This window comes from Spartinivicinus marinus (genome assembly GCF_026309355.1).
In the GTDB taxonomy this organism is placed as follows: Bacteria; Pseudomonadota; Gammaproteobacteria; order Pseudomonadales; family Zooshikellaceae; genus Spartinivicinus; species Spartinivicinus marinus.
Map to the genome: position 1 here is coordinate 3,672,129 of NZ_JAPJZK010000001.1, position 24,285 is coordinate 3,696,413.

The window sequence follows — 24,285 nt, forward strand, 5'->3', positions numbered from 1 at the left end:
TCATATTACTCGAATTCTGAGTGGAAAAATAAAGCTATTATTTATCATAATATTAGGTCGTATATGAAAAATATCCCAATACTGATGTCTGCTACATTGCTATTATCTTCGTTGGCTGTATATGCTGAAGATGATGTATTGATTAAACAAACTTTCAAAAAATATGCTGTTAAAGGCACTATGATTGTTTCTTCACATGATGGGTCTCAGCAGTATGTTTATAATAAAAAACGTAGTGAACAAGAGTTTTTGCCTGCCTCTACTTTTAAGTTATTGAATACACTAATTGGCCTGAAAGAAGGTGTTATTTCTGAAAATACTGTCTTTACATGGGATGGAAAAGACAGAGGCTGGAATATGTGGAACAAGGATCAAACTTTGCAATCAGCATTAGCATACTCTTGTGTTTGGTGTTATCAGCAAATTGCTCAAAAAGTAGGTAATAGCAAGTATTTGTACCACTTTGATAAGGTAAATTATGGTAATAAAAAAACAGGTCCAAACGTACAACGATTTTGGCTAGATGGAAACTTACGTGTAACAGCTTGGCAGCAAATTGATTTATTGAAAAAGATTTATGATGAAAAGCTTCCATACCCTAAAAAAGATATAAAGACACTTAAGAGAATAATGGTTGTAGAGAAGTCCCCCAATTATACACTTTACGGAAAAACTGGTTGGGCGAATAATGCTATACAACAGGTAGGCTGGTTTGTGGGGTTTGTTGAAACGAAAACAGGGCCTTGGTTTTTTGCTATGAATATCGAGATGAATGATATTAAGCAAGCGTCTGTAAGGAAAGCAATTACAAAGGAGGTATTGTTAAGTAAAAAAATACTTTAGAAATTCCCTAAATATTTTCTACGCTTGTTTTCAATCCTAATCACCAAGGATGGTGATAATTAAATGGCCTCATATAGCAGCTAACTGCCACTCCCATCACCTATGAGTATATGCTGCTCAACACACCTAAAAATGATTTGTGACTGAAGTCTTAATACATTTTATGTGAAAAATCAGTTGCGGTGATTATGTTCTATTGGTTTGAATGATTTTGTAAGATAACAAGATTTGACGCTTCCTTGCTAGAAACTACTATAGCTTGAATTAAGGTTAATCTGTTCTAGTGTTTACTAATAAACGAAGCGTAGTATCTGCTTATGATTCATAAACGTCTGGTTTAAGTAGCAATAAACAATGTAACGTTATCAGGTCATTTCGATGCATACGATTAAGCGAGTAAACTTTGCTATTCCTTTCTTATTAGTTTTAGGAGTAATAAAAGCAGGTTTAGCTTACTCTGATACAGTAAAACTAGGTTTGAACTACCCCAAAACTGGGCCTTATTCAGTTCAGGGGCTGGATCAGTGGCGTGCGGCAGAGATGGCAAAAGATGAAATTAACCAAATGGGAGGCATCTTAGGCAAGCAAGTTGAAATTATCTGGAGAGACTCAAAATCTAAAGCGAAGCAAGCTACAAAAAATGTGCGTGAACTGATTGATGATGAGGGAGTGCAGATGATATTTGGTGGTTCCTCAAGTGGTGTTGCAATTGCTGCCGGAAAAGTCTGTAAAGTTAGTAAAATACCTTGTTTTGGAACATTGACTTACTCAACTGCAACAACAGGAGAGTCTGGACATCGATATATGTTTAGGGAATGCTATAATGCTTGGCCAGGAGCAAAAGTACTTGCTGCCTATATGAATAAGAATTTTTCTGGTAAGAAATATTTTTATATTACTGCTGATTATACTTGGGGGCATACCACAGAAGCATCATTTAGAATCTTTACTAACACTCAAGACAAAAATGTACATGCCTCTATTAAAACGCCGTTTCCAACTGCAACAAAGAGTAATTTTAAGCTAGCGATTAAATATGCTAAAGCAAAGTCACCTGATGTACTAGTGCTAGTGTTATTTGGTAAGGATATGGCTATGGCACTTAAAGAGGCTACATCTCAAGGACTAAAAGAAAATACACAGATTGTTGTTCCTAATTTAACGCTTGGTATGGCAGAAAGCGCTGGTGCTGAAGCTATGGAGGGAGTTTTGGGAGCATTACCTTGGAGTTGGCGAATACCTGAGTTAACAGGTTCTGAAAAAGGAAAAGCTTTCGTTAAAAAGTTTACAGAAAAATATAATCGTTACCCTTCGACATCTGGTGCTTCGGCATACACAATCATGTATGAATACAAAGCAGCAGTAGAAAAATCGGGTTCATTTGATCCTGCAAAAGTGATATTAGCATTAGAAGGACGAAAATATAAACTGCTTAAAGATGAACAATATTGGAGAGATTTTGATCACCAATCTATCCAAACAGTTTATGCTGTTCGCGGTAAAACAATTGCAGAGGTAAATGCAGACCCATATAAGCTAGATTATTTCGAGATAATAGATCAGATGAGTGGTGATAAAGCTTTTCGAACCAGAGAAGAGTGGGAGCGAGTCAGGCGCGAAGCTAATATGCCTACTTACTTAGAGCCAAAAGAGTTATAAGTGATCATTATCAAATAACTAATTAAAGAATCATTAATGAATAATAATAATGAACCTAAATTAACTAAAAACGAAGAGGATAAGCAGAGCAGGTTCTATTTAAAAGATATTTCAATTAGATGGAGATTAATAGGGGGATTTGCTTTTTTATGCATGCTGACACTGTTGATTGCAGGAGGTGGGTACTATGCACAGAATGAACTTGGTAAGAGTTTAATTGACACTACCAAAGTTATTTCAGTAGCAAATAAACAACAAAAAATTCTAAGTCAGCAGCTAAGTTTGATTAGAACTGTAACTAATGATATCCACTTTGCAAATAGTGAAGAATCTATAAAAAACCATATTGAAAAGCTATCTAATATTACTAGCACCAATAATGAACAGGTTTTAACATTAATTAGCTCTGTTAAAAATAAACTTGCGATAGAAAAAAGTAATTTTTTAGCGTATCAAGAAAAACTTTCTCGTTTAGCTGTTGAGTTAAGGGATGATTTTTCTGTGATTAGTGAAAATGTCATATCGCTTGTTGACTCCTTGACATTTGAAGTGAAAGTTAATACAGCCTCGTCATTTAGTTCCAGTAAGCAACTGTTAGATAAAAATAGAGATATTATTAATAATCAAGTGAGTTTGCTTGCCTCTAGTGCGAAAAATACATTGTCTGTATTGCAAAAGGAAAATGTAATTCAAAAATCTATAATGCTACTAGGTTTGCAGAGTAAAGACTTGCTTTTAGTGAGAAAGCTTAATGAGCTAAAATATATTGAGATAGATATTAACGATACTTTCGATAGGTTGAGAGGTAATCTGGCAGGTTTTTTTAAGGAGGATGATGCTGCTGAATTTTTGGCTAGGCTAAATCGAGTGAACGCTATTGTAAATACTCTTGTTTATGAAAAAGAAAAAGCTTTAAAAGCAGATGAAGAAGTTTTGGATGAAATAAAATTAACTAATATATATGAAAAAATTAACAGCGAGTTTGAACAGCTTGAAGAGTATTCTAGCGCCATTTTTGATACGATTAATTTTGAAGTTGAAGTCAATGTTAATGAAGTTGAAGAAAATATTGGTGCTCAAGTTACTTCGGCCCAAAACGCAATAAAAATTGGCCTTGAAGAACTAACTCATACAACAGAAAAGTCATTAGAAACTGTTAGTGTAGTATTGCAAGTAAAGTCTGTGGTTTTAGAAATAGAGAAATTAGTAAAAGAAGTTCTTTTAAGTAAAAAAATAAAACAAACTAAGTATGCATTGGTAGATATTACTGAATACATCGACCAAGCTTTAGTTGGTCTTTCATCATTGCCTGAAAGTGATGCCAGTAACCATATTATTTCAATACTGTCGTCTTTGAGAGTGAAACTACCTATTCTGATTAAGTTAAAAAATAGAGAACTGACTTCAGCTGATAATATAAACAAAATGTTTGTTGCATCAACAAGTAATGAAAGCAGTAATTTATATGACTTAATAGAACTGTTAGATGAAAATATTACAAATACAGCCATAAACTTGGAGAAAGAAGTGCAATCGGCATTGCTGGAAAGTAATAAAAGCACAGTTTTTTGGAAAAATGTACAAGTACTATTAGGTGTTATTAGTTTTTTGTTTGCATTTATTGTTGGGGTGATTATTTTTTATTCTATTAGCAGGCCGTTAATTGAATTCAAAGTAACAATGGCTGAATTGATTAAAGGGAATTTTCGTTATAAATGTCGTTATCAGGCAAAAGATGAAATTGGTGTAATGGCAAAATCAATTCAAGATTTATTTCAAGATAAAATTTCATCTGTAATTCGTAATGCTAAACAGTTGGCTGTTAGGCAAAAAAATCAAGCAGATGGATTTGCAAAGTCATTTAAAGTTATTGCTTCAAGCTCTGAATATTTGAAATCACAGTCTAGTGAAATATCAAACAGCTCAAATGTTATGGCTACTAATGTTTCCTCAGTAGCTGAAGCAATGGTGTCTACGTCTAATAATATAGGAGAAGTAAATATTTCAATAGATAAAATAGTAGATCTTTTAAAAGATTTGGATGATCTGTCAAAATTTAGTGATTCAGAGGTTGATGAGCTGGCTCAAATTTTAAAGAATATTTTTAGTAGTATTCACAAAGTTACACAGCAAATGAATCAATATTCAAGTGATATTAATAAAATTAATGCCTTATCGGAACATTCAAGCCAAGCAGCAACAAGATCTCAATCAAGTGTGCAGTTAACCTTAGATGTTTTAAATGAGTTGGAAGATGTTACTGAGGAGATATTTAGCTTTATTGATAAAATATCTGAAATATCTACTCAATCAAATGTGCTTAGTTTAAATGCAGCAATTGAGGCTTGTCAAATAGAAGAGGGGTCTGGTGGATTTAGAGTTGTTGCTGAAGAAATGAAAAAACTAGCCATTCAAACACAGAATGCAAATGCTAGGCTCGCCAGTTTGGTGAAAGTAGCTCAGACCCGTTTACAATCAGTAATGGAAAACTGTGAAAACTCATTTGAACGGACGAAAGAGGTAAATGAAAATAATCTTCAAATTGCAAAGCTATTAATGCAACAAGATACTACAGTTAAAGATGTTTCAACTAATATAGAGTCTATTTCAAGTTCTTGCTCAAATGCAGATACTATCACAGATAGAGTTACCTCGAACTTTAAGAAAATTTCTAAATCAATAGAGAATAATTTATTAGCCACTAAAACCATGAGCGAAAATGCTAGTGAATGCGAAAAACATATAGTTTCTATTGTTGAATTAATTAAGAAATCATCTGAAGAAGCATCTCGTGTCAATATGAATATCAAAAATGTTAATAAAGAAATAATTGTAATTGATTCGAATGTGGTTGAAAATCAAAAAGCATCACGAGAGTTGTATAATGCATCAAAAGAGTTAGAAGGATTGATGGCATTCTTTAAAGAAGATGACTAGCTTTATATCGCTCTCATAGAAGCGACATCTTTGTGTCACTAATTCTACGATATCTGATGTTTTATTGACCAACTATAGGCTCAGAGCTAGTCTATTCTATAACTATATTAAGTTAGAGTATTACACGGGGTAAATAATGAATAGATGGTTAGGAATGTTATTGTTGCTGGTAACATTCCACACCCAGAGTGCATTACTGACTGTCGAAGAGGAAAGAAGTAAAGCAGCAATCTATGAAAAGTACGACACAGCGTCTATTTTGATAGAAATCAATGAGATACAAAATAGGCGTCGTAACTTACAGCTTGAAAAGAAAGAGAAAACCAAACGCTTAGCTGAATACAAAGAGCAGTATAAGCAAAAAATTCAAGTGCTTGAAGCTGCATTACTTAGGAGTAAGCGCGCTGAAATAACAAATGAAGTACTTTCACCTAGTGAGAGTAGCCCTCAAGTGTTGTTTCAAGACCTTGAAGACCTAGCAACTAATATTAGTCGACTTGAGTTAAATGGTACATCGACTCATGAGCAGTTGACTCACCTGACGGCCAAACTGGACGGTTTAAAGCGTAGTTTCAAGCGCACTCGCAGTCAAAAAGATAGCCAGTTACTAGCCTTGCGTGAACTTATTTTAGAGCGTTATACAAAAGAAGTCTCGACAGTTAAAACGATGGATTATAAAGGTTCATTCCGCTGTGGTACACGAGTGAGCATCCATGATTGTATGGGGTTAGTGCCCCTTGAAAAAATGGTGTTGGTTAAAGCGAAGAAAAGTTTGCCTGTTGCAAAGGTAGCCATTCTTGAGCATAGTTATTTAAGTTTTTCACTCGATTTGAATGGTAATGCCCAGTTTGCTGTTAATGTACGATTTACAGGTACCTTTAGTGCTGATATTAATGAACAGATTAATCAGGCATTAGGGATTAATGCTTTTGAGGTAGTAATTTTAAGCAATCGTGATGATGCGGAGCACTTTGTTAATGGTGATTACATCGGTAAGGGTAAGCGAGTATCAATAAAGGTTAGTGCTGGGCAGAATGCGTTTTATTCGTTAGCAGAAAATAAAAAAGAGTCCGTGGTTGAAATGATCACTGATAATCAGCAGCTAACGTTCAACTTTTAGGCTTTATCTTTAAGAGTCCTTCAGGCTTCTATCTGGCTGAAAAATAGTCTTGTTTAAACAAATACCTTTATTCTAAATGCTTCAACATATTATCTATTGTAAGTACTTCTACGTCATCTAGCGAAGAAAATTCATTCCATGTTGCCCTTAATGAGAAACAGTATTGAAAAGCAGGCTCATTATTTAAGTGATCAATGATATCTTGAGATAAACCTTCCGCATTAAACTTTGCTAATTCAATAGTCACTTGGCGTATTAGAATATTCTTTGGTTTGATTTTACTAATAGGAGCTTTTTTCTTTATTTCACTAATAAGCATGTTATTACAAATGTTATGTTTTTTTATGAAAATTTTAAAGTCATGAAGGTAGGCTGAGTATAAAGAAAGTACGGATGATAGAAGCTTCTTAAGGTCTTCAGCCTTATTCTTTAATTGGTTGAATTTTACTCTAGCATGTAGAGAGGTAATATAGTGCTTTATTTTAAGTTGATTGTCATGGATAGCTTGTTTGCTATTATGACTAAAATATATTGTTTCATGGCTATAGTTTAGTGAATGTAGAAGGTATAATTAAAGTATTATAATTCAAAACACTTTATTATAGGTATATAACATGTTAAAGGTATTAAGACCTTGTTTTGTTCTCTTGTTTTTTAACTGTTCACAAGTCTATTCATTCAACTTTGACTACAAAAAAATTAATGACTTTAAAGTGCTTAGTGAATTTAGCTCTGTTGATAAATTTGAAAGTGAAATAGCAAAGTATATTGATGACTACTTAGCCAATACTGGTGGTGGTACAGGAGGAGTGCCATGTTATATTGGAGTTGATTTGTGGGATAGGGAGCTTAATATTTACTATAAGAAGCTCAATACTAAGTTGAACAAGAAAGAAAAAAAGTTGCTTAAAAAGTCACAAAAAGAGTGGCTGAAAACCAGAGATGCTACGGTTGAATTTATGGCTGAATTTTTGGGCGATAAATATCCTTAACAAGGCACTATGTATCGGTTGTTGAAAGCTGGTGATCTGGATGCTGTAATGACCCCATTTATTAAGCAGCGAGCCTTGTTTTTGAAAAGGTGGTTTGAGTTTGAACTATAGAGCAAGCCTTTAAAAGAGCTGTTCGTAACTAACAAGCATTACTGATGACTGCATAGCAGTGTAGGTATGAGCTATATGTGGGAAGGCGATGGCTACCAGTTTTGTTACTCCTTAGTGGTTTTGATGCAGAGGGTGTATACTGTTTGTATATCCTTATCAGTAAGAAAGACGATGTCAGTAATGGACAAGCAAGGCCAAGCACTTATTGATAGTTTTGTTGTTGAGCATAGAGCCATTCAGCGCTTATTGGACGAGGCGATGTATGAAGGGATTGGCTCTGCTCGCTGTAAAACAAAGTTATATAAGGCAAAGCAATTAATTTTATCTCACTTAAAAAAAGAGGATGAGCTATTATATCCTGTTTTAATGGAGCATCACTTTAGTGAGCTTGCGGAAGGCTATGCTCAAGATATGCTAAGTATTTCTAAAGATGCATTAACTTTTTTTGATAAGTTTGAAAATGGTGAATATGATAATCAAATTATGGAGTTTGCCAAAGCCTTAGGTAATATTATTGGGGTTTTGGGGCACCGGATTCAAACAGAAGAAGTAATGCTTTATAAAAGATATATTGAATGTATTGAGAAAGCGTCACCGAATTAACTAATAAACATCAAATTAAAAGCGACAAACAAAGGAGGAGTAGGGGGCCTTCATTTGTCGTATTTATAACAGTACCCTTAAACTGGCTCTGCTTCATGCTCTAATAACGGATAATCAGTATAACCTTTTTCATCACCTCCATAGAATGATTCTTGCTGAGGTAGATTAAGTTCGGCGTTATTCTGGAACCGCTCTACTAAATCAGCATTAGCAATATAAGGCCGACCAAAAGCTACCAGGTCTGCATGCCCACTGTTAATGACTTGTTCGGCACTGGCCTGTGTATAAGCCCCGCAAACAATAATAGGCCCTTGAAATACTTGGCGTAATTGCTGGCGAAATTCAATTTCATATGGTTGGCCATTATCCCAAGTGGGCTCATTGATATGAATGTAGGCTATTTGCCGTTTATTGAATTGTTCAGCTAAATAAATTGCCATTGTCTCTGATTCAGTATCATCAATATCATTAAATGCCCCCTTGGGTGATAGCCGAACACCCACTTTATTAGCGCCTATCGCATCGATTAAAGTATCAATAATTTCTAAAGTGAAGCGCGCTCGGTTGGTGATAGAGCTACCATATTGATCGGTCCGATGATTGCTGTTGGTAGACAAGAATTGGTCTGGTAAGTACCCGTTAGCTGCGTGGAGCTCAACCAAGTCAAATCCAGCTTCCATTGCGTTAAGGGCTGCTTGCCGATAGTCGGCGATAATTGCTTGAATTTCAGAAACTGTTAGGGCTTTAGGTGTATCAGTGCTAATACGGGTTAATTTGCCTTCTTGTAATTTATAACTTCTGGCCCCTTCAGCCTTGATTGCTGAAGGGGCCACGGGTGCTTCGTTGTTAGGTTGAAATAGTCGATTAGAGATACGCCCAACATGCCATAGCTGAATAGCCATGCGTCCACCTGCTTGATGAACAGCTTGAGTAATTTGCTGCCAACCAGCTATTTGAGACTGGCTATAAATACCTGGAGTACAGGCATAGCCCTGGCCCTGTGGAGAAATTTGGCTGGCCTCAGAGATGATTAATCCTGCTGAGGCTCGCTGGGTGTAGTATTGTGCCATTAGCTGGTTAGGTACATCTCCTGCACTTGCCCTGGAACGAGTTAAAGGAGCCATGATGACTCGGTTTGGTAGTGCTAAATCACCCACCTGGAATGGAGACAATAGTTGATTGGATGGCATAATATTTCCTTAGTAGACCAGTCGTCTAGTTGTTAGGTAGAAAAAAATGAGGCGGGACTGTATTTTTGCCAGGCCTCAGTACGGTATTTTGGGTTTGTTATTAATGCGTAATAAATATCAAATTTTATTTGGTCAATATACACTCAGTTAAAGCCATAGCGTTGGTAATAGCTGACTTATCTCGTCGTACTTTTGTGATTAGGCTGGCTCCCATCCACTGCTGATAAAGAGTAAATGCTGTATAGTGTGGATCTAAGTGTTCAGATAGTGAACCATCATTAACACCTCGTTCGATGCAGGCAGCTATTTTCTGAATGACTGAATCAATGCCTGACTTTAATATTAAACGCATATCGTCGGATAAGTCAGATACTTCAGCAGAAAGCTTTACTGCCATACATTGTCTATCGCAACAAATGGCTGCCTGATTTTCAAACCAACGCTGCCAATATTCCATTAATAGTTGCTTGCCTGTTTTTTCAGGCTGAGCAAATAGATCTTTCAACAGTTTGTTGTAATCGTCAAAATAACGCTTGAGTAGTTCTACACCAAACTGCTCTTTAGAGCGAAAATAATGATAAAACGAGCCTTTGGGGACATTGGCTTGTGTTAGGATTTGTGCCAACCCTACTGCAGAAAAGCCTTTGCTGAGAATTAACTGCTCACCAGCATTCAGGATGGTTTCTCGGGTATCTTGATGTTCACTACGTGTCATGTTCAAATACTAGCACCTGATTAGACCGGTCGTCTATAAAACTTGTTAGATCAAATAATCATAGTCATTCCTAGGGTTTGGTTATATGGTGTTTTTTGAGGGATGTCTATAATGGTTAGCAATCAATGACTAATAACCTTAGTGAAGAGCCGCTGTCTATCAAAGCTTCCCTTCTTCCCTGGGGATAGAGCCAAACAATATTGAGCGAATGACATTTTGCTTTGACATGTCACCCCGTGTAAGTAAAGTACGTAGGCTGTCCTCATTGCCTAACAGTTGTTGGCTTATGGCTTTTATTGAGTAACCTTTTTGATGAAGATAGCGGGTTTGCCCTTCTAGCTCTATTAAGTAATTAAGTTTATTTTGTAGCGCTTGCTTGCCTTGTTCCATGACTGGGCGGTGAGCACAAAACAAATGCTCAAACTCTAAAGTCACCAATCTTTTCAGGCTTTCTACCGTTTTAGCGAAATCTTCGTCACCCCTAAAAAGTTTGATTTTATCTGCTAAAAATGCATCGCCAGAAAATAGCCAACCTTCATTAGCTTCAAAAAAAACAACTTGGTCATCACAGTGGCCAGGAGCAGGGATAACTTTAAATTGATAATGATCAGTCTCAATAATGTCGTCTAAACAGTCAACTTGAACGGTGGGGGCTTTCCCCCATACCAGTTGGTGATAAAGTTTATATTTAAAGCCTCTGGCCATTTTAGTCGCGCTAGCTGGTGAAGCAAGTACGGTAAACCCTGCATCAACTAAAGCGCTGGCACTGCCAGTATGATCTTCGTGGTGATGGGTAATAATCGCTTTGCGAATCGATTGTTCATCAGCAAACTTGAGTACTCGGCGATGCTTGCTATAAATGCCTGTGTCTATCATGATTCCATCAACAGCATAACATCTGACGGTCATTACTGGAGGCATAAATTTGAACATGGGTCTTCCCATGTGTAGAGCGGTAACTGGCCCAAATTGTTCAATGCAGTCCATAGCGTAGGTTAATACCAATAGTGATTGTATTTTTATATTATATACACGACATAATACAAGGAATATATATGTTTAGCGAATTTTAGATGTATGCTTATTGTTATAAAAGGTTTAAAATTCGACACTTACATTATATTTTTTTCTTAGTTTGTCTATCAATTGTGCTTCGACAGTTAAAAACTGATTAAATATTTTGATAGTTTTTGGGTGTTTAACAGTAGAAAGATAATATGAGCTTTTTATATAAGGTAGTTTGTTATTAAACACTAATGCCTTAGGTGAGTGAATTGTATAATTTAAATGGTACCTTGCAACTGCAATATTAACATAAGCCCCATCGATTTTACCAAACATTACTTGAGATAGTAATTCTATCATTGTTTCGCTTTCATGTAGTTGAATCTGTCCAGACTCAATTAGTTCAGTATATCCCCATGGGGTAAAATTTTTTATAGTTCCCAGGTTTTTTAAAAAAGGTAGGCCTTTAGATTTTATTGCTGGCATAACTATAATACCATCAATATATTGGCTGACCGATTGACTGTAATGTACCTTTATATTTTCTTTTCCTTTTGAATTCCACTGTGGGTTATCAGGGTATTTAAAGTCTATTGATTGTGTTTGCAGTAGCTCTGTATAAAGTTCGCTCACAGCTAAAAGGCGATATTCAATAGTGTAATGATGGGTTTTGGCAAAAGCATCGAAAACCTCTCGTGTGTAGCCAACTAGTTTTCCATATTCATGGCTATAGTGAGGAAAGTAATTGAGCTTTTCTACACCAATGATTAAATGGTTAGGTTCCTTTGCATGGCTTATTCCGATGAGTAACACCCAGCAACATACTTGATAAAAAAAACTGAAGTTACTAGCCATTGTGTTCTACTGCCTGGAGCTTACGTTGCTTATAAGTGTAGGGTTGATGACTGGAATTTTCCTCCAGCTGAAACATTTGTTTGTTAAGCTGGGTCATATAAACATTGCTTTACTCTAATTGCTTCTATGTATAGGGTGAAGCAATTCTGGACTGAGAGCTTATGCAACGTTAGGTGGTTATAGTGGAGGTTTAGAGTATGTTTACGCTATGGTGGCGATTGTGTATCACGACCATCCTTTCGTTTAGCTTATTAGTTGTATCGGGATATCAGTGGGTTCAATTAGTTCAGGCATCAGTGGATGTGAATGCTAATTCTTATTTTATAGGTGCTGAGCCGCAAAGGTTACACTATGTTAAAACTGGAAACTCGGATGCTGCTGTTAGGGTGATTTTTATCCATGGTACGCCTGGGCAGTGGCAAAACTATTCCTATTATTTAGCTGATGAGCAATTGATGACACAAGCAGAGCTAGTGGCTGTGGACCGTATTGGTTTTGGCCTGTCATCAGCTACAGTCAGCCCTTCATTGGCTACTCAGGCAAAACTGCTAAAACCTTTGTTAGAAACTGACAAACAAATCATTTTGGTGGGACACTCATTAGGAGGCTCCCTAGCAACCAAAATGGCTATCGATTATCCTGTCCAAGTAGCGAGTATTATGCTAGTGGCTGCTTCTCTAGATCCAAGTCTTGAATCTCCTCGCTGGTATAACCAAGTGATTGAGTGGCCTGTGATCCGCTGGTTTGTACCAGAAAAGCTATTAAAAGCTAACCAAGAAATATTTAGTTTGGCTAATGAGCTGGAAAAAATGGCGGATGACTGGTCAAAGCTTAAGGCTAAGGTTCATATTGTTCATGGTAAAGAGGATAAATTAGCCTATTTTGGTAATGCTGAGTACGCTGTACAACAGTTAATGGGCAAAGCAGTCAGCTTAAATGCTGTAGCTGGAGAAGGCCATTTTATCCTATGGGAAAACCAGAAGTTGATAAAGCAGGATTTGTTAAGTTTGATTCAGAGGTTATGATAAGAGCTTAAATCTAACTAAATTAGTGAATGAGCATGGAACAAACAGATAAACAAACTGCGGTAGAAGCTGCTGTATTTAGACGACTGGTAGCGCATTTAGATAGCCGCAAAGATGTACAAAATATTGACCTGATGAACCTGGCTGGCTTTTGTCGTAACTGTCTGAGTAAGTGGTATGTACAAGCAGCAAAAGAGCAAGGTACTGAAATAGAGTATGAGCAAGCCAGAGAAATGGTGTATGGTATGCCTTACCCAGAGTGGAAACAGAAGTATCAGAAAGAAGCGAGTGCAGAACAGTTAGCGGAATTTAATAAAACAAAGAAGTGAAGGTAAGCATTGGTTATCAATGTAGTTTGAAATATAGCTAAGTTGATAAAGTGCACGAATAATATTCGTGCACAGTGCGCCTGTTTATACATATGATGGATGACTTCTAAAAGCAACGGATTGTACTGATTATGCTTGTGATAAAGCAAAAACAAAGGTATTTATTGTTATTTCTTTTAATTTCATTCACTTGTGTTACAGCAGTAGCCTCTGAATATGGATTTCCAATTAAAAACCCTTTTTTTGCAACAATAGCCACTTCGCCACCAGAATACCGACCAAAGTTATTGAATGACAGCGAAATTCAACAAAAGACTGTTATTGTTAGGGGTATTAGAGATAACTTACCAAATAACCTATGGGATGTGAAAGACTTTACTGTGCCTGTTGCTTATCAGTCAGAGGCTGCACCGTTAATTTTTGTTATAGCAGGTACTGGTGCCAGCTATAAAAGCCAGAAAATGCAATTTTTGAAAAAGATATTTTATCAAGCAGGTTTTCATGTTGCTTTATTATCTTCTCCTACTAACTATGACTTTATTGCAGCGGCTGCCCCACAAGCGAGACCAGGTTTAAGTAAAACTGACGCAAGTGACTTATACCAAGTGATGCAAAAAACAGTGGCTCAACTTAACGTTAACCATAAAATAAAAATAACGGGCAATTTTTTAGTTGGCTATAGTCTAGGTGCTTTACAGGCTGCATTTGTTAGCTATTTAGATTCGACCATAAAAACCTTTAAATTTTCGAAAGTGGTTTTAATCAATCCACCTGTGGATCTGTATACATCATTACAAGCACTTGATAAATTGGCTTTAGCAAAGGCTTATAATGTCAATAGTGCAGAAGGCTTTTTTAACTTAATGTTTACTAAGTTAGCCGCCTTTTTTGCCAGCCAAGGTTACATAGCAATTGAGCAAGGCCTATTTTTTGATATTCAAGGTTCTGGGCAAGCATTAACTAGAGAGGAAATGGCATTGCTGATTGCTGCCAGCTTTCGGTTTAGTGTGGCTGAGATGAGTTTTGTGGTGGATCAAATCAACAAACTTGGCGTTTATATTGATCCAAAAGCAGAACTGAATATTAGTGCATCTATGACTCACTTTTTTAAGCAAGCACTACTATGTAACTTTCACTGCTATTTAAATAAGTTTGTAGCACCTTATGTAGGGATGCCTTTGGGTGAAATTATTAAGAAAAATAGTTTGAAAGCGTTGAAGCAATACTTGTCTCAGTCAAATAATATTTATGTTATTACTAATAAAGATGATTTTATTTTATCAAATCAAGATATACAGTTTTTAACTAAAACCTTTGGTGAAAGACTAACTTTATACCCTTATGGTGGCCATTGCGGAAACCTTAACTATCAACAGAACGTTGATGATTTATTACAGTTGTTAAAATATAAGTAACAGGTACAACTACCGATACTATAAATGTATATAAAAATGCTTAAAATTAAAAAAAGAATCTTGATGGGTGTTTGGTTATTTGTAAGTATACACTGTTTAGCCGCTGAACGAGAAAATCCTATTGAAAGCCTTGATTTTTGGGGAAATGAAGCCAGAGAGGCTACAATAAAGGATATCAATTTTATAGATGCATATGACCCATTAGAACCGGCTAATCGAATTTTATATAAGTTTAACAGGCAGTTTGATGAAAATGTGTATTTACCCGTTGTATCTACTTATGAGTATTTAATTCCTGAGTTCATTCAAGATAGAGTGAGTAAAGTGCTTGATAATGTTTCTGAGGTGGCGAACATTGTCAATAATGGGTTGCAATTCAATTTGAAAGGGACTTTATACAGCTCTGGACGTTTATTGATAAATACTACCGCTGGTATATTGGGGGCATTTGATGTAGCCAGTTATATTGGAATGCAGCGACACAATGCTGATTTTGGTCATACGCTAGCATTTTATGGAGTCAATGATGGCGCTTATATTGTATTACCCATATTAGGGCCAACCAATCTTAGGGATATGGCTGGGCTCATTGTGGATAGTTTTTTACTTAACCAGGTTAATTGGTTAACAATACCTCGTACTACTGTTAGCCATCCGGCTGTTTTCGCGTTAAATGCTATTGATCGCCGTCATCAAATTCCATTTCGTTATGGTTCACTAGACTCACCTTTTGAGTATGATATGGTACGTTATCTATATAGACAGTCACGTATGTTGAAACTAGAGGTTAATGCTCTAAGCGAACAACGTGAACATTAAAATGAGTTAAGCTTATATATCCTGTTTAGCTCAGCAGTAATAGTAGGTGAAGTAAAAGGAGTATTAACATTGCAAATATACGGTGATATGACTAATATGTCATATTAATTCACCCGTCTGAGAATTGTTACGCTTTTGTTATTAGTGATTTTACGGTTTGGCTGCCAACGAAATTATAGAGATATTACATGGCATAACTCCCTATAAACCACTTGCATTGACTATATACCCATCATGAATGATTTTTAGGTGTAAAAATCATTCGCGAAGAGTATATAACCTTCGCTGAGAGTATTCTTGCTATTTTGTTAACATTTAATTATGGATTGTGGTTGGTTTGTATCCTTTATGAATGGACTATAAGCATTATACTAAAAGTGTCTTTGAATTAAACAGTAATGGGACTTGGCTTCATAAAAATTGTATTCTACTCACCAAATAAGGGGTAGTTTAAAGCGCTTAAGTGGTTTGGCAAATTACTTGCTTTAGTTAGGGTGTATTTATTTTTATCTACCACTAATTTCAAGATCTTTTTGACTTGAGGTGTAAGATATGTACCTAACAAGAGATAATAAGCTAGCTAGTAAGTTCTCAGATAATCAAAGTTTGCCAGATCAGATTATTTTAATTAAAGAGCGATATTCCCAATTACTTAATGATAGTTTTGCTAAATTGCCGGAGAAAAAAATGGAGTATAGCTTATGGTCTTGGTTGATAGTATATGAAGCACTACAGCGAATTTTAGATTATAACTTGCCAGCGAATGACTTTGAGGGTGAGCTGAAAAATGTCATTGATATGCGATTGTAAGTGAAGTTTATAGTTAAGAAAAATAATGGTTAGGCTAATAGCTGTTACTATACTACTTATCAACTCGTGTTATGCTCAAACTGTCATATTGGCCTGTGGTGACTCTGCAAATCCTCCATTTATCATAGGGGGCGGAACAAAGTTGCTTGATGAAAGGCCTGGTGTTTCCATAGAGATGCTTAAGTTAGTAGAGGAGCAGCTAAATATTAAATTGACTTTGTTGCGTTTGCCTTGGCAGCGGGGATTAAAAGCTATTGCTGCCAATAAGGTTGATGGTCTTTTTCATAGTAGTTTTAAACCAGAGCGTTTAGCAATAGGGGTTTATCCAATCCAAAATGGCAAACCTGATATTGATAAAAGAATGTTGAATTGGTCATATGTCTTGTATAAGCTTAATAGTTCTCCTTTGAACTGGGATGGTAAACAGTTTACTGAGCTGAATGGTGCAATAGGTGCTACAAGAGGGTATGCAATAGTTGATCAACTAGTGAAACTGAGTGTAGATGTTGAGGAGGTCGAAAATACCCTACAAAATATGGAAAAACTGGTAGCAGGCCGTATCGCTGGTATTGCAGATTTGGAAACCATGGGTGATTTTATTTTAAAGAAGTACCCTGAAAAATATAGTCAAGTGATTAAAATAAAAACACCTCTTAGAACCAAAGCATACTTTTTGATGTTGTCTCATCAATTTGTTCAAAAAAATCCAAAGCTAGCAGAAGATATTTGGTCTACCATCCAACTTATACGTGAATCAGATAAATATAATGATATTTTGAGAAAATATATGTAACTGATTCACATATAAAATTATCTTATTAAAGGGTTCCCTTATTGCTTTCTGGTGAATACCCACTCCTTGGCAGATGACAAATCTGGTTGATATTGATACCCGGCAAGATCGAATTGCTTTAATTTTTCTGGGTTTTTGATTTTGTTTTTTACTAGATAATTAACCATCATCCCTCGAGCTTTTTTAGCTAAGAAGCTAATCACTTTATATTGGCCATTTTTCCAGTCTTTAAAAACGGGTGTAATGATATCAGTGTCAAGTAGCTTGGGTTTGATGGATTTAAAGTATTCATTAGAGGCTAAGTTAATCAAAGGGCCTTTCACATCTGCTAGCTGTGAGCTTAATTGTTGGGTAATTTGCTCTCCCCAAAACTGGTATAAGTCTTTGCCATTAGTATTTTCTAACTTAGTTCCCATTTCTAGTCGGTATGGCTGGATAAGGTCTAATGGCTTTAATAAGCCGTAAAGGCCTGATAATATTCTTAAATGCTGCTGAGCAAACTCAAATTGTTTTTCTGTAAAGCTTTCTGCTTCTAGCCCAGTATATACATCACCTTTAAAAGCTAATACTGCTTGTTTAGCATTATTTGGAGTAAATGGTAAATGCCAGTTATTAAAGCGGGCTGCATTTAAACCGGCAAGTTTATCGCTGAGCTTCATTAACTGGGCTAGCTGATCGGGACTATATTGGCGAAGTATTTTGATTAATACTTCAGAATGTTTTAATAGCTCAGGTTGAGTATATGTAGGGGTGGTAGGGGGTGTTTCAAAATCCAGTGTTTTGGCAGGGGAAATAACAGCTAACATAGTGGCTCTATCGTATTGTTCTAACAGTCAATCAAGTCTAACGAGCTCTTTGCTCTTGTACAAGAGGTGGCTATCTATAAAGGCGATAGGGGATGTATATCGCCTCTATGACCGTTTATATCTTTCGTTTTAGGTTTGATTGAGTGCTGTTATGCTCCACTAACAATGTTGTTATAGGTTTTGCTCAGCAAATTCAGCTAACAATGATCGTGGGACTCCTCTTAATTGAATATTTCCGCCATAAGCAAAGTTTTTAAAGCGCTCTGTTAGATAGGTGAGCCCTGAGCTGGTTGCGCTAAGGTAGGGGGTATCGATTTGGGCCAAATTACCCAGACAAATGACTTTGCTCCCACTGCCTGCTCGCGTAATGATTGTTTTCATCTGGTGAGGCGTTAGGTTTTGGCACTCATCAATAATAATTAAGCTATGTTGGAAACTTCTGCCTCGAATGTAGTTGAGTGATTTAAAGTGCAGTGGCACTTTTTTCAGAATGTAATCAATACTGCTATGTGTACACTCATCTTCACAATGAAGGGCTTCCAGGTTGTCGGTAATGGCGCCGAGCCAAGGCTCCATTTTTTCTTCTTCAGTGCCAGGTAAAAAGCCGATATCTTCATCCAACCCTTGTACACTACGAGTGGCAATAATACGACGATACCGCTTGCTAGCAACAGTCATTTCTATGGCTGCTGCCAAAGCTAAAATTGTTTTACCTGAACCTGCTGCCCCCGTAAGGTTGACTAGATGAATATCTGGGTCCAGCAGCAACTGAAGCGCCATTGCCTGGTATATATCCCTGGGTTGTAACCCCCAGGCTTCCTGCTGCATTAGGAAATCATGAGTAAGGTCGAGCATAGTTACTTCAGTATCGCTAATCGCTTTAATTTGCCCAATAAACCCTTGTTCATCCAAAATAAACTTATTGGGGTATACCTCAAAAGTTAAGTTGTCTTTGGGAATAATGTGTAATGTTTGTCCTTGCTCTTGTCGGGTAGACACATGATGTATTTGCTCCCAAAATGAACCAAAAATTTCCTGATAACCCTTACTGAGTAGCTCCACATCAGATACTAATTGGTCGTTGTGATAGTCCTGAGATTCTATACCACAACCCCTAGCTTTTAGACGCATATTGATGTCTTTACTGACCAGGATGATTTTTTCATCTTGGCAAATGTGCTGTAGAGAACAAATGTGGTTAATAATGATGTTGTCATTTGCTGGCGAAAGAAAGGAGATTGCTGGATCATTGAGAGGCATCATAATGGCCAGTGTGCCTAAGGGAGGAGATTCATCATAGCGTCGAATGGGCACGCCCTGCTCTACTTCTGCAGGAGGGGCTGAGCCAAGAATTTGATCAATGACGCGTATTGCCTGCCGACAGTCCGCAGCCATGGTGTGCTTTCCTGTTTTAAGTTTATCAAGCTCCTCTAATACTGTAATGGGAATAATAACTTTGTGCTCATCAAAATTCATTACGGCATTGGGGTCGTGGATGAGAACATTGGTATCTAGAACAAAAGTACGTTTCTGGCTCTTGATTAATTCAAGCTGGATGGCATCTACCATAGGTGGGTACCTTTCAGTGCAAAAGACCACTATCTAAAGAACATGTATTCGAAAAGAAACTTGCTCCTGTTTCCTATGTAACTACAACAAGATGGCAGTAGCGTGACTAAAATTAACCTCCTTGTTTTAGATATTAACCCAAATCAGCTAACCCTCAAGGCTTAATGTTGTTTGAAAAAACATCAAAAGATGTAGAAACATTTCTATTAAGCAGGTTTAGGCTGGACGTTAAATTTTTGTAACTGTTGGTAGCTAGGACATTCATACAAGTCATGACGTCTTTTTAGGTTTAAAAAATAACCGAATGTTCATAGTGCAAGGTGTAGCAAATTAAAGAAATAACAAAAAAAGCCGGCATATAGCCGGCAACAGTAGTAAAGTTATTTAAGGCATCTGATAACAGTCTATCTGACAGCATACCCTTAAATAACTGATAGCGAGAGTAGATAGTCAATGCTTGAGTATATGTGTTAACTGGCTAGCTATCGCTCAATATATGCTGCTCTTCTGTTGCCAGAAGTACTATTGGGTTTGCATAAATTGAATGGAGCTGAACACCATCAAGCAAAACTAACTGTATAAATATACAGTATTTTGATGATATGTAAAAGTATTTCTTACTCTGTGTTGATTAGCCTTTTGTCTAATCATGAAGATGAACAATTAATCATAGTTTGCAAGCGATTACTTTAGGTAGTGCATGGTTGAAGAGAGTAAAAGGCAGCAGTTGCTACCTTCTTCTTTGAGGCTTTTTATGGTGGCCTGTTTTTTTATATTGCTTGTGTGGCTTGTGGCGATGGCTTTTGGTAGGCGACGTTTTGCTTTTAACAGGTAAAGGCTTAGTTAAGTAGTTCTCGGGTGGTTGCTCAATCGTTAAAGACATGCCTAACAGTTGCTCTAGTTCTGGCAGTAAAAATGCGTCTGACTCACCTGTTAAGCTTATGGCTACGCCGGTTGCTCCAGCGCGCCCCGTTCGGCCAATGCGGTGCACATAGTCTTCAAGGTCATCGGGAAGGTTGTAGTTAATCACATGACTAATGCCATCAACGTGAATACCCCGCCCAGCCACATCAGTTGCAACTAGAACACGGATTCTACCTTCTCTAAAATCTTCTAAAGTACGGAGCCGCTTTTTTTGGGCTACTTCGCCAGATAATAAATCACAACTAATACCTACCTGATAGAGTAGCTCTTGTAACTTGCGGGTTTGATCACGCCGATTTGCAAAGACAATAATACGGTGAAGATCTTCTTGTAAGATGAGATTGACCAACAGTTTTGCTTTGCTATTTTCTTCTACCATATAAAAATGCTGAACAACCGTATCGGTTGTTACTTGTTCAGGCTCAATTTCTACTTTAACTGGCTGGTAAGTCCACTGATCTATTAAACGAGTCACTTCATCATTAAATGTGGCACTAAATAACAGGGTTTGTCTGTCTCCTTGCTTAGGGGTGGCCCTGACAATTCGTCTAACTTGAGGTATGAAGCCCATATCTAACATACGGTCTGCTTCATCTATAACCAACATCTCAAGTAGATCTAGGTGAATATCTTGCTTTTCATAGTAATCAATTAAGCGGCCTGGTGTTGCAACGACAATATCTAAAAATTCATTGTGCAAGTGTCGGCGCTGCTTGTCGTATTCCATTCCACCCATAATAGTGGTGACATTAATTGAGCTAAATTTACACAGCTCTTTGGCATCGTTAGCAATTTGCATTGCCAGCTCGCGAGTGGGCGCCAAAATTAGTGCTCTAGGCTCTCCGGCATAACGAGGAGTGGGGCTGGGTGTCTCTAATAGTTGCTTTATAGTACTAACGAGAAAAGCGGCAGTTTTTCCTGTGCCAGTTTGAGCGCGTCCAATTGCATCGCGCCCAGCTAAAGTGGCCGTCAGCACTTCAGCTTGAATTGGTGTACAGTAGCTGAAGCCTAAGCTGTGTATTGCTTGCATGAGTTTGTCTGGCAGCTCAAAGTCATGAAAGCGAGTTTTCCCCTCAGCCTCAGGTACAGCGAATTGGCTGATCTCCCAGCTTGTGTTGTTGGGAGAAGAGGAGAGCTTTTGATTAACGGCTTTAGTGGGTTTATCAGAAAGCTCCTGACTTTCTGGTAAGGAGGGAGAGGCTGTTGTTGTGTGGTGTTTGGGTTTGAATATCTTATTGAATATCTTGATCAAAACTCACCTGCATGCTTAAGTCACTTATCTGATCCTATTTTGTTGAAAATAATACGTCTTTTATGAAAAATCGCCAACTTTTTAACAGCACTTGGCTTGTTAAATGAAGGTTAGCAGAAGCTCGAAATAATTGGCATTGAATGAGTACAAGTAGAGAGCAAGGATAATGAGGGTAAGGATTGAATTATGGCTAGAGATCTTTTGTGCTTTCAGTTGGCCAGTTGGAAGCAGTTGTTCGTTTGCTAGAGGTTAAGTAAGCAGGCTAGGGTATAAATCGTAATAAGTATGAAAATGCTGAAGCCTTTGAATTCACTGAGCCACCTTGAAGCGTCATGTGGCCTGGTGAGATATTGGGCAAGTAGTGTATAGCAAACAGCGTCCCTGCTGATATAGCTCTTGTTGGCAGAGTGCTAAGTGAGTGGACTTAAGCTAGGCACTGAAAGTGCGACTGAAACCCAGCTGCAGGGCTTAGTATTGCCTCTGTGGTTTCACCTATTCGACAAAATAAAAAGGGTTGCTTGATGGTATCTTGCTGATACTCAGCAATGACCTCTATTTTGCCTACCAGTTCTCTGCTGAAATTAGCTTTTTCCTCAATAGGAATACGGTATTCAGTATGCTCTGGACCACCAATACGCTTTACTTCAAATTGCTCAAGGTAGCTACAGGCAATCTCAAGCCTAATAACATAGGCGTGGCCATGCTTAGGCAAGTACCACTCTTTTGCTATTTGTTTTGCAAATGATTCATGTAATTGTGGGTAAAAAAACTTTTGGCCAAAGACATGAGATGGTATTTGACTAAATTCAAGTTTTTTTAGTGCTTCAAATTGATCAGGCCCAATTGGCCGAAAAAGCGCTGTTGTTTTCATTGTGTGCCTGTCTGGAACAAGGTTCTCTTCCATTAGCTTGTAGTAAGTAGTATAGGGAATACGTATTAAAGTGCTGTGCGGCTGTTAATATTTTTTTATTGCCAAAATGAAATTATGTTTAAACTTGTTGCTAATTCTCACACTCATTTTACTTGACTAAACACTTAAGTTGTCTGGACTATGTAGCTGTTAACTGTATTGGAATGTAGTGATGGTTATAAGTTTAGTGCTTTTTATTAACATATACCTCCTACATATAAGTTTTAGTGGCTAGCTTCACGGTAGTAAGTTGGTTTGTTTTGAGTTTGAGTAATAAATCACTATTTTTCGCCTGTAGCTTATAGCGAGTGAGAAAGTAAGGAAGTAGTCGCTTTTGTGGCTTTGGTTAAACTGGTTGAAGTAATTGAGTGGTTTGGTACCAAAGGAAGTGCTAACAGCTGTAAAGATTTATGAGTATTTTCAGCTTCGTTTGAGCCTAGTGAAATAAGCTGCAGTGCTTGGTTTTTACCATGGGTTATATTCTTTAATAAGGAAAGACGAGCCTGACTATCAATTACGAATGAAAACAATTGTTTTTTGCCAATATGATTCTGAATAAACTCTAATAACTGCTGATAACCAAGCTGGCCATTTGATAGTAAAATGATTTGGCTGTTACTTATATCTTTTGGGATTGGGGATGCAGCTGATATCTGAAGCGCAGGTAAAAGCTCGCCTTTGCCACTAATGGATAGTACGTCAACAAAAGCAATAGCATTGGCGACACTTAGTAAGTTCGCGCGCTGTGAGTTGGGAAATAGCTGTTGGAGCTTGTTGTTAACAGCAATAATGTTAAAGCGATCGTTTGGTGTTAACTGTAGAAGGGCTTTAACTAGCAGCTTTTTCACTATGTTCAAGTGAAGCTTAGACATGAGTTGTGAGTTATCAATGATAAAAAGCTGCTCTTTGGCGGTGAGGGGTAGTTTAGGCTGCTGATGAATCAACAAACTAGAATTGGTAATGGGCTTGCCTTCATTAGACTGTGCTAGGGATAATAGAGGATGGAGGTACGTTTGTTCTGCACCCGATTGAAGGCTGGCCAATAATGTCATTGTTATTGTAAACATAAGAAAGCTGTACACAACATAGCGAAGCCGATAGTTGATATAGACATTATTTTTACTTGGTTTCAGCTTACTAGTGGTCATTTCTTGGTGTTCCTTATTATTTGTATATACTTATGTATCTTCTCTACAGTGATGTTTTGGGTTATCAGTTCCCAGAGCACATATACTTTGAATCACCTTATTAGGGATTAAACCAAGTAACTAGGCCAGTTAAGAGACTAAAACAGGCAGTTTGATGATGAATTATGGCAAATTATGGCAGTACTCCAAAATATGGTTGATGGCATTAATTAGGAGAAGCATATTAATAGATGCTTATTATTTTTAGCTAAACTATAAACATATAGGAACATAGTAGAGTAAAGGATTATAATGAGATGTTTTCGTTAAAAAGGTTATAAAATACTGTTTATTTTTTAATATAGTTTATTGCTTAATGATAAAGTTTTTTAATTTCTTTTGCCTTATAAGTCTTGTTTGGACATCCTCATGTTTTTCTGCAAAAAAATGGGTGATATCCACAGGTGAAGGAGCAG

22 protein-coding genes are annotated in these 24,285 nt (G+C 37.0%); 12 read left to right on the top strand and 10 right to left on the bottom strand.

Annotated elements, in window-relative coordinates:
- Positions 1-63: 63 nt before the first annotated feature.
- The 4 genes from blaOXA to OQE68_RS16480 all read left to right on the top strand — a co-directional run bounded on the left by blaOXA (position 64) and on the right by OQE68_RS16480 (position 6,559).
- The gene (gene blaOXA, locus OQE68_RS16465; protein WP_180571056.1) at positions 64-843 is read left to right on the top strand and encodes a class D beta-lactamase; all 780 of its coding nucleotides are present in this window, start codon (positions 64-66) and stop codon (positions 841-843) included.
- Between the two features lie 378 nt (positions 844-1,221).
- Complete coding sequence (locus OQE68_RS16470) at positions 1,222-2,502, top strand: substrate-binding protein (RefSeq protein ID WP_180571055.1); 1,281 nt, start codon at positions 1,222-1,224, stop codon at positions 2,500-2,502.
- 36 nt (positions 2,503-2,538) lie between these two features.
- Positions 2,539-5,439, top strand: a complete 2,901-nt coding sequence (locus OQE68_RS16475) for a methyl-accepting chemotaxis protein (protein ID WP_180571054.1) — start codon at positions 2,539-2,541, stop codon at positions 5,437-5,439.
- Positions 5,440-5,575: 136 nt separating this feature from the next.
- Positions 5,576-6,559 (top strand): hypothetical protein, encoded by a 984-nt coding sequence (locus OQE68_RS16480; RefSeq protein ID WP_180571053.1) that lies wholly within the window; start codon positions 5,576-5,578, stop codon positions 6,557-6,559.
- A 67-nt stretch (positions 6,560-6,626) separates the two neighbouring features.
- Here OQE68_RS16480 and OQE68_RS16485 read toward each other — a convergent pair whose 3' ends face one another.
- Positions 6,627-6,878: a hypothetical protein gene (locus OQE68_RS16485; protein WP_180571052.1), complete on the bottom strand. Its 252-nt coding sequence runs from the start codon at positions 6,876-6,878 to the stop codon at positions 6,627-6,629.
- A 295-nt stretch (positions 6,879-7,173) separates the two neighbouring features.
- Between OQE68_RS16485 and OQE68_RS16490 the strand changes: the two genes are divergently transcribed.
- Both OQE68_RS16490 and OQE68_RS16495 read left to right on the top strand, forming a co-directional pair.
- Complete coding sequence (locus OQE68_RS16490) at positions 7,174-7,551, top strand: lysozyme inhibitor LprI family protein (RefSeq protein ID WP_180571051.1); 378 nt, start codon at positions 7,174-7,176, stop codon at positions 7,549-7,551.
- 177 nt (positions 7,552-7,728) lie between these two features.
- Positions 7,729-8,265 carry a hemerythrin domain-containing protein gene (locus OQE68_RS16495; RefSeq protein ID WP_180571050.1) on the top strand — a complete coding sequence of 179 codons (537 nt, stop codon included), beginning with the start codon at positions 7,729-7,731 and terminating at the stop codon, positions 8,263-8,265.
- Positions 8,266-8,342: 77 nt separating this feature from the next.
- Here OQE68_RS16495 and OQE68_RS16500 read toward each other — a convergent pair whose 3' ends face one another.
- The 4 genes from OQE68_RS16500 to OQE68_RS16515 form a co-directional block, all read right to left on the bottom strand.
- The gene (locus tag OQE68_RS16500; protein WP_180571049.1) at positions 8,343-9,455 is read right to left on the bottom strand and encodes an alkene reductase; all 1,113 of its coding nucleotides are present in this window, start codon (positions 9,453-9,455) and stop codon (positions 8,343-8,345) included.
- Positions 9,456-9,579: 124 nt separating this feature from the next.
- Positions 9,580-10,170 carry a TetR/AcrR family transcriptional regulator gene (locus tag OQE68_RS16505; RefSeq protein ID WP_180571048.1) on the bottom strand — a complete coding sequence of 197 codons (591 nt, stop codon included), beginning with the start codon at positions 10,168-10,170 and terminating at the stop codon, positions 9,580-9,582.
- Between the two features lie 159 nt (positions 10,171-10,329).
- Positions 10,330-11,103 (bottom strand): MBL fold metallo-hydrolase, encoded by a 774-nt coding sequence (locus OQE68_RS16510; protein ID WP_180571047.1) that lies wholly within the window; start codon positions 11,101-11,103, stop codon positions 10,330-10,332.
- Between the two features lie 165 nt (positions 11,104-11,268).
- Entirely contained in the window at positions 11,269-11,988 is a 720-nt protein-coding gene (locus OQE68_RS16515) for a type 2 periplasmic-binding domain-containing protein (protein ID WP_266195702.1), read from the bottom strand.
- Between the two features lie 239 nt (positions 11,989-12,227).
- On the opposite strand from OQE68_RS16515, the gene OQE68_RS16520 reads away from it, so the two are divergent.
- The 6 genes from OQE68_RS16520 to OQE68_RS16545 all read left to right on the top strand — a co-directional run bounded on the left by OQE68_RS16520 (position 12,228) and on the right by OQE68_RS16545 (position 17,221).
- Positions 12,228-13,055 carry an alpha/beta fold hydrolase gene (locus OQE68_RS16520; RefSeq protein WP_180571045.1) on the top strand — a complete coding sequence of 276 codons (828 nt, stop codon included), beginning with the start codon at positions 12,228-12,230 and terminating at the stop codon, positions 13,053-13,055.
- 35 nt (positions 13,056-13,090) lie between these two features.
- Entirely contained in the window at positions 13,091-13,384 is a 294-nt protein-coding gene (locus OQE68_RS16525; protein WP_180571044.1) for a DUF1244 domain-containing protein, read from the top strand.
- Positions 13,385-13,515: 131 nt separating this feature from the next.
- Positions 13,516-14,799 carry an alpha/beta fold hydrolase family protein gene (locus OQE68_RS16530; protein ID WP_219340199.1) on the top strand — a complete coding sequence of 428 codons (1,284 nt, stop codon included), beginning with the start codon at positions 13,516-13,518 and terminating at the stop codon, positions 14,797-14,799.
- A gap of 63 nt (positions 14,800-14,862) precedes the next feature.
- A complete protein-coding gene (locus OQE68_RS16535; RefSeq protein ID WP_180571043.1) occupies positions 14,863-15,618 on the top strand; it encodes an MlaA family lipoprotein in 756 nt (251 codons plus the stop codon).
- A 552-nt stretch (positions 15,619-16,170) separates the two neighbouring features.
- Complete coding sequence (locus tag OQE68_RS16540) at positions 16,171-16,428, top strand: hypothetical protein (protein ID WP_180571042.1); 258 nt, start codon at positions 16,171-16,173, stop codon at positions 16,426-16,428.
- A gap of 25 nt (positions 16,429-16,453) precedes the next feature.
- The gene (locus OQE68_RS16545) at positions 16,454-17,221 is read left to right on the top strand and encodes a substrate-binding periplasmic protein (protein WP_180571041.1); all 768 of its coding nucleotides are present in this window, start codon (positions 16,454-16,456) and stop codon (positions 17,219-17,221) included.
- 38 nt (positions 17,222-17,259) lie between these two features.
- Here OQE68_RS16545 and yaaA read toward each other — a convergent pair whose 3' ends face one another.
- From yaaA to OQE68_RS16570, 5 genes are all read right to left on the bottom strand, one after another.
- Positions 17,260-18,027 (bottom strand): peroxide stress protein YaaA, encoded by a 768-nt coding sequence (gene yaaA, locus OQE68_RS16550; RefSeq protein ID WP_180571040.1) that lies wholly within the window; start codon positions 18,025-18,027, stop codon positions 17,260-17,262.
- Between the two features lie 171 nt (positions 18,028-18,198).
- Positions 18,199-19,596, bottom strand: coding sequence for a PhoH family protein (locus tag OQE68_RS16555; protein WP_180571039.1), 1,398 nt, complete (start codon positions 19,594-19,596; stop codon positions 18,199-18,201).
- 730 nt (positions 19,597-20,326) lie between these two features.
- Complete coding sequence (rhlB, locus tag OQE68_RS16560) at positions 20,327-21,763, bottom strand: ATP-dependent RNA helicase RhlB (RefSeq protein WP_434801435.1); 1,437 nt, start codon at positions 21,761-21,763, stop codon at positions 20,327-20,329.
- A gap of 433 nt (positions 21,764-22,196) precedes the next feature.
- Positions 22,197-22,643 (bottom strand): hypothetical protein, encoded by a 447-nt coding sequence (locus tag OQE68_RS16565; protein WP_180571037.1) that lies wholly within the window; start codon positions 22,641-22,643, stop codon positions 22,197-22,199.
- Positions 22,644-22,981: 338 nt separating this feature from the next.
- Positions 22,982-23,830 carry a vWA domain-containing protein gene (locus OQE68_RS16570; protein WP_180571036.1) on the bottom strand — a complete coding sequence of 283 codons (849 nt, stop codon included), beginning with the start codon at positions 23,828-23,830 and terminating at the stop codon, positions 22,982-22,984.
- Between the last annotated feature and the right edge of the window lie 455 nt (positions 23,831-24,285).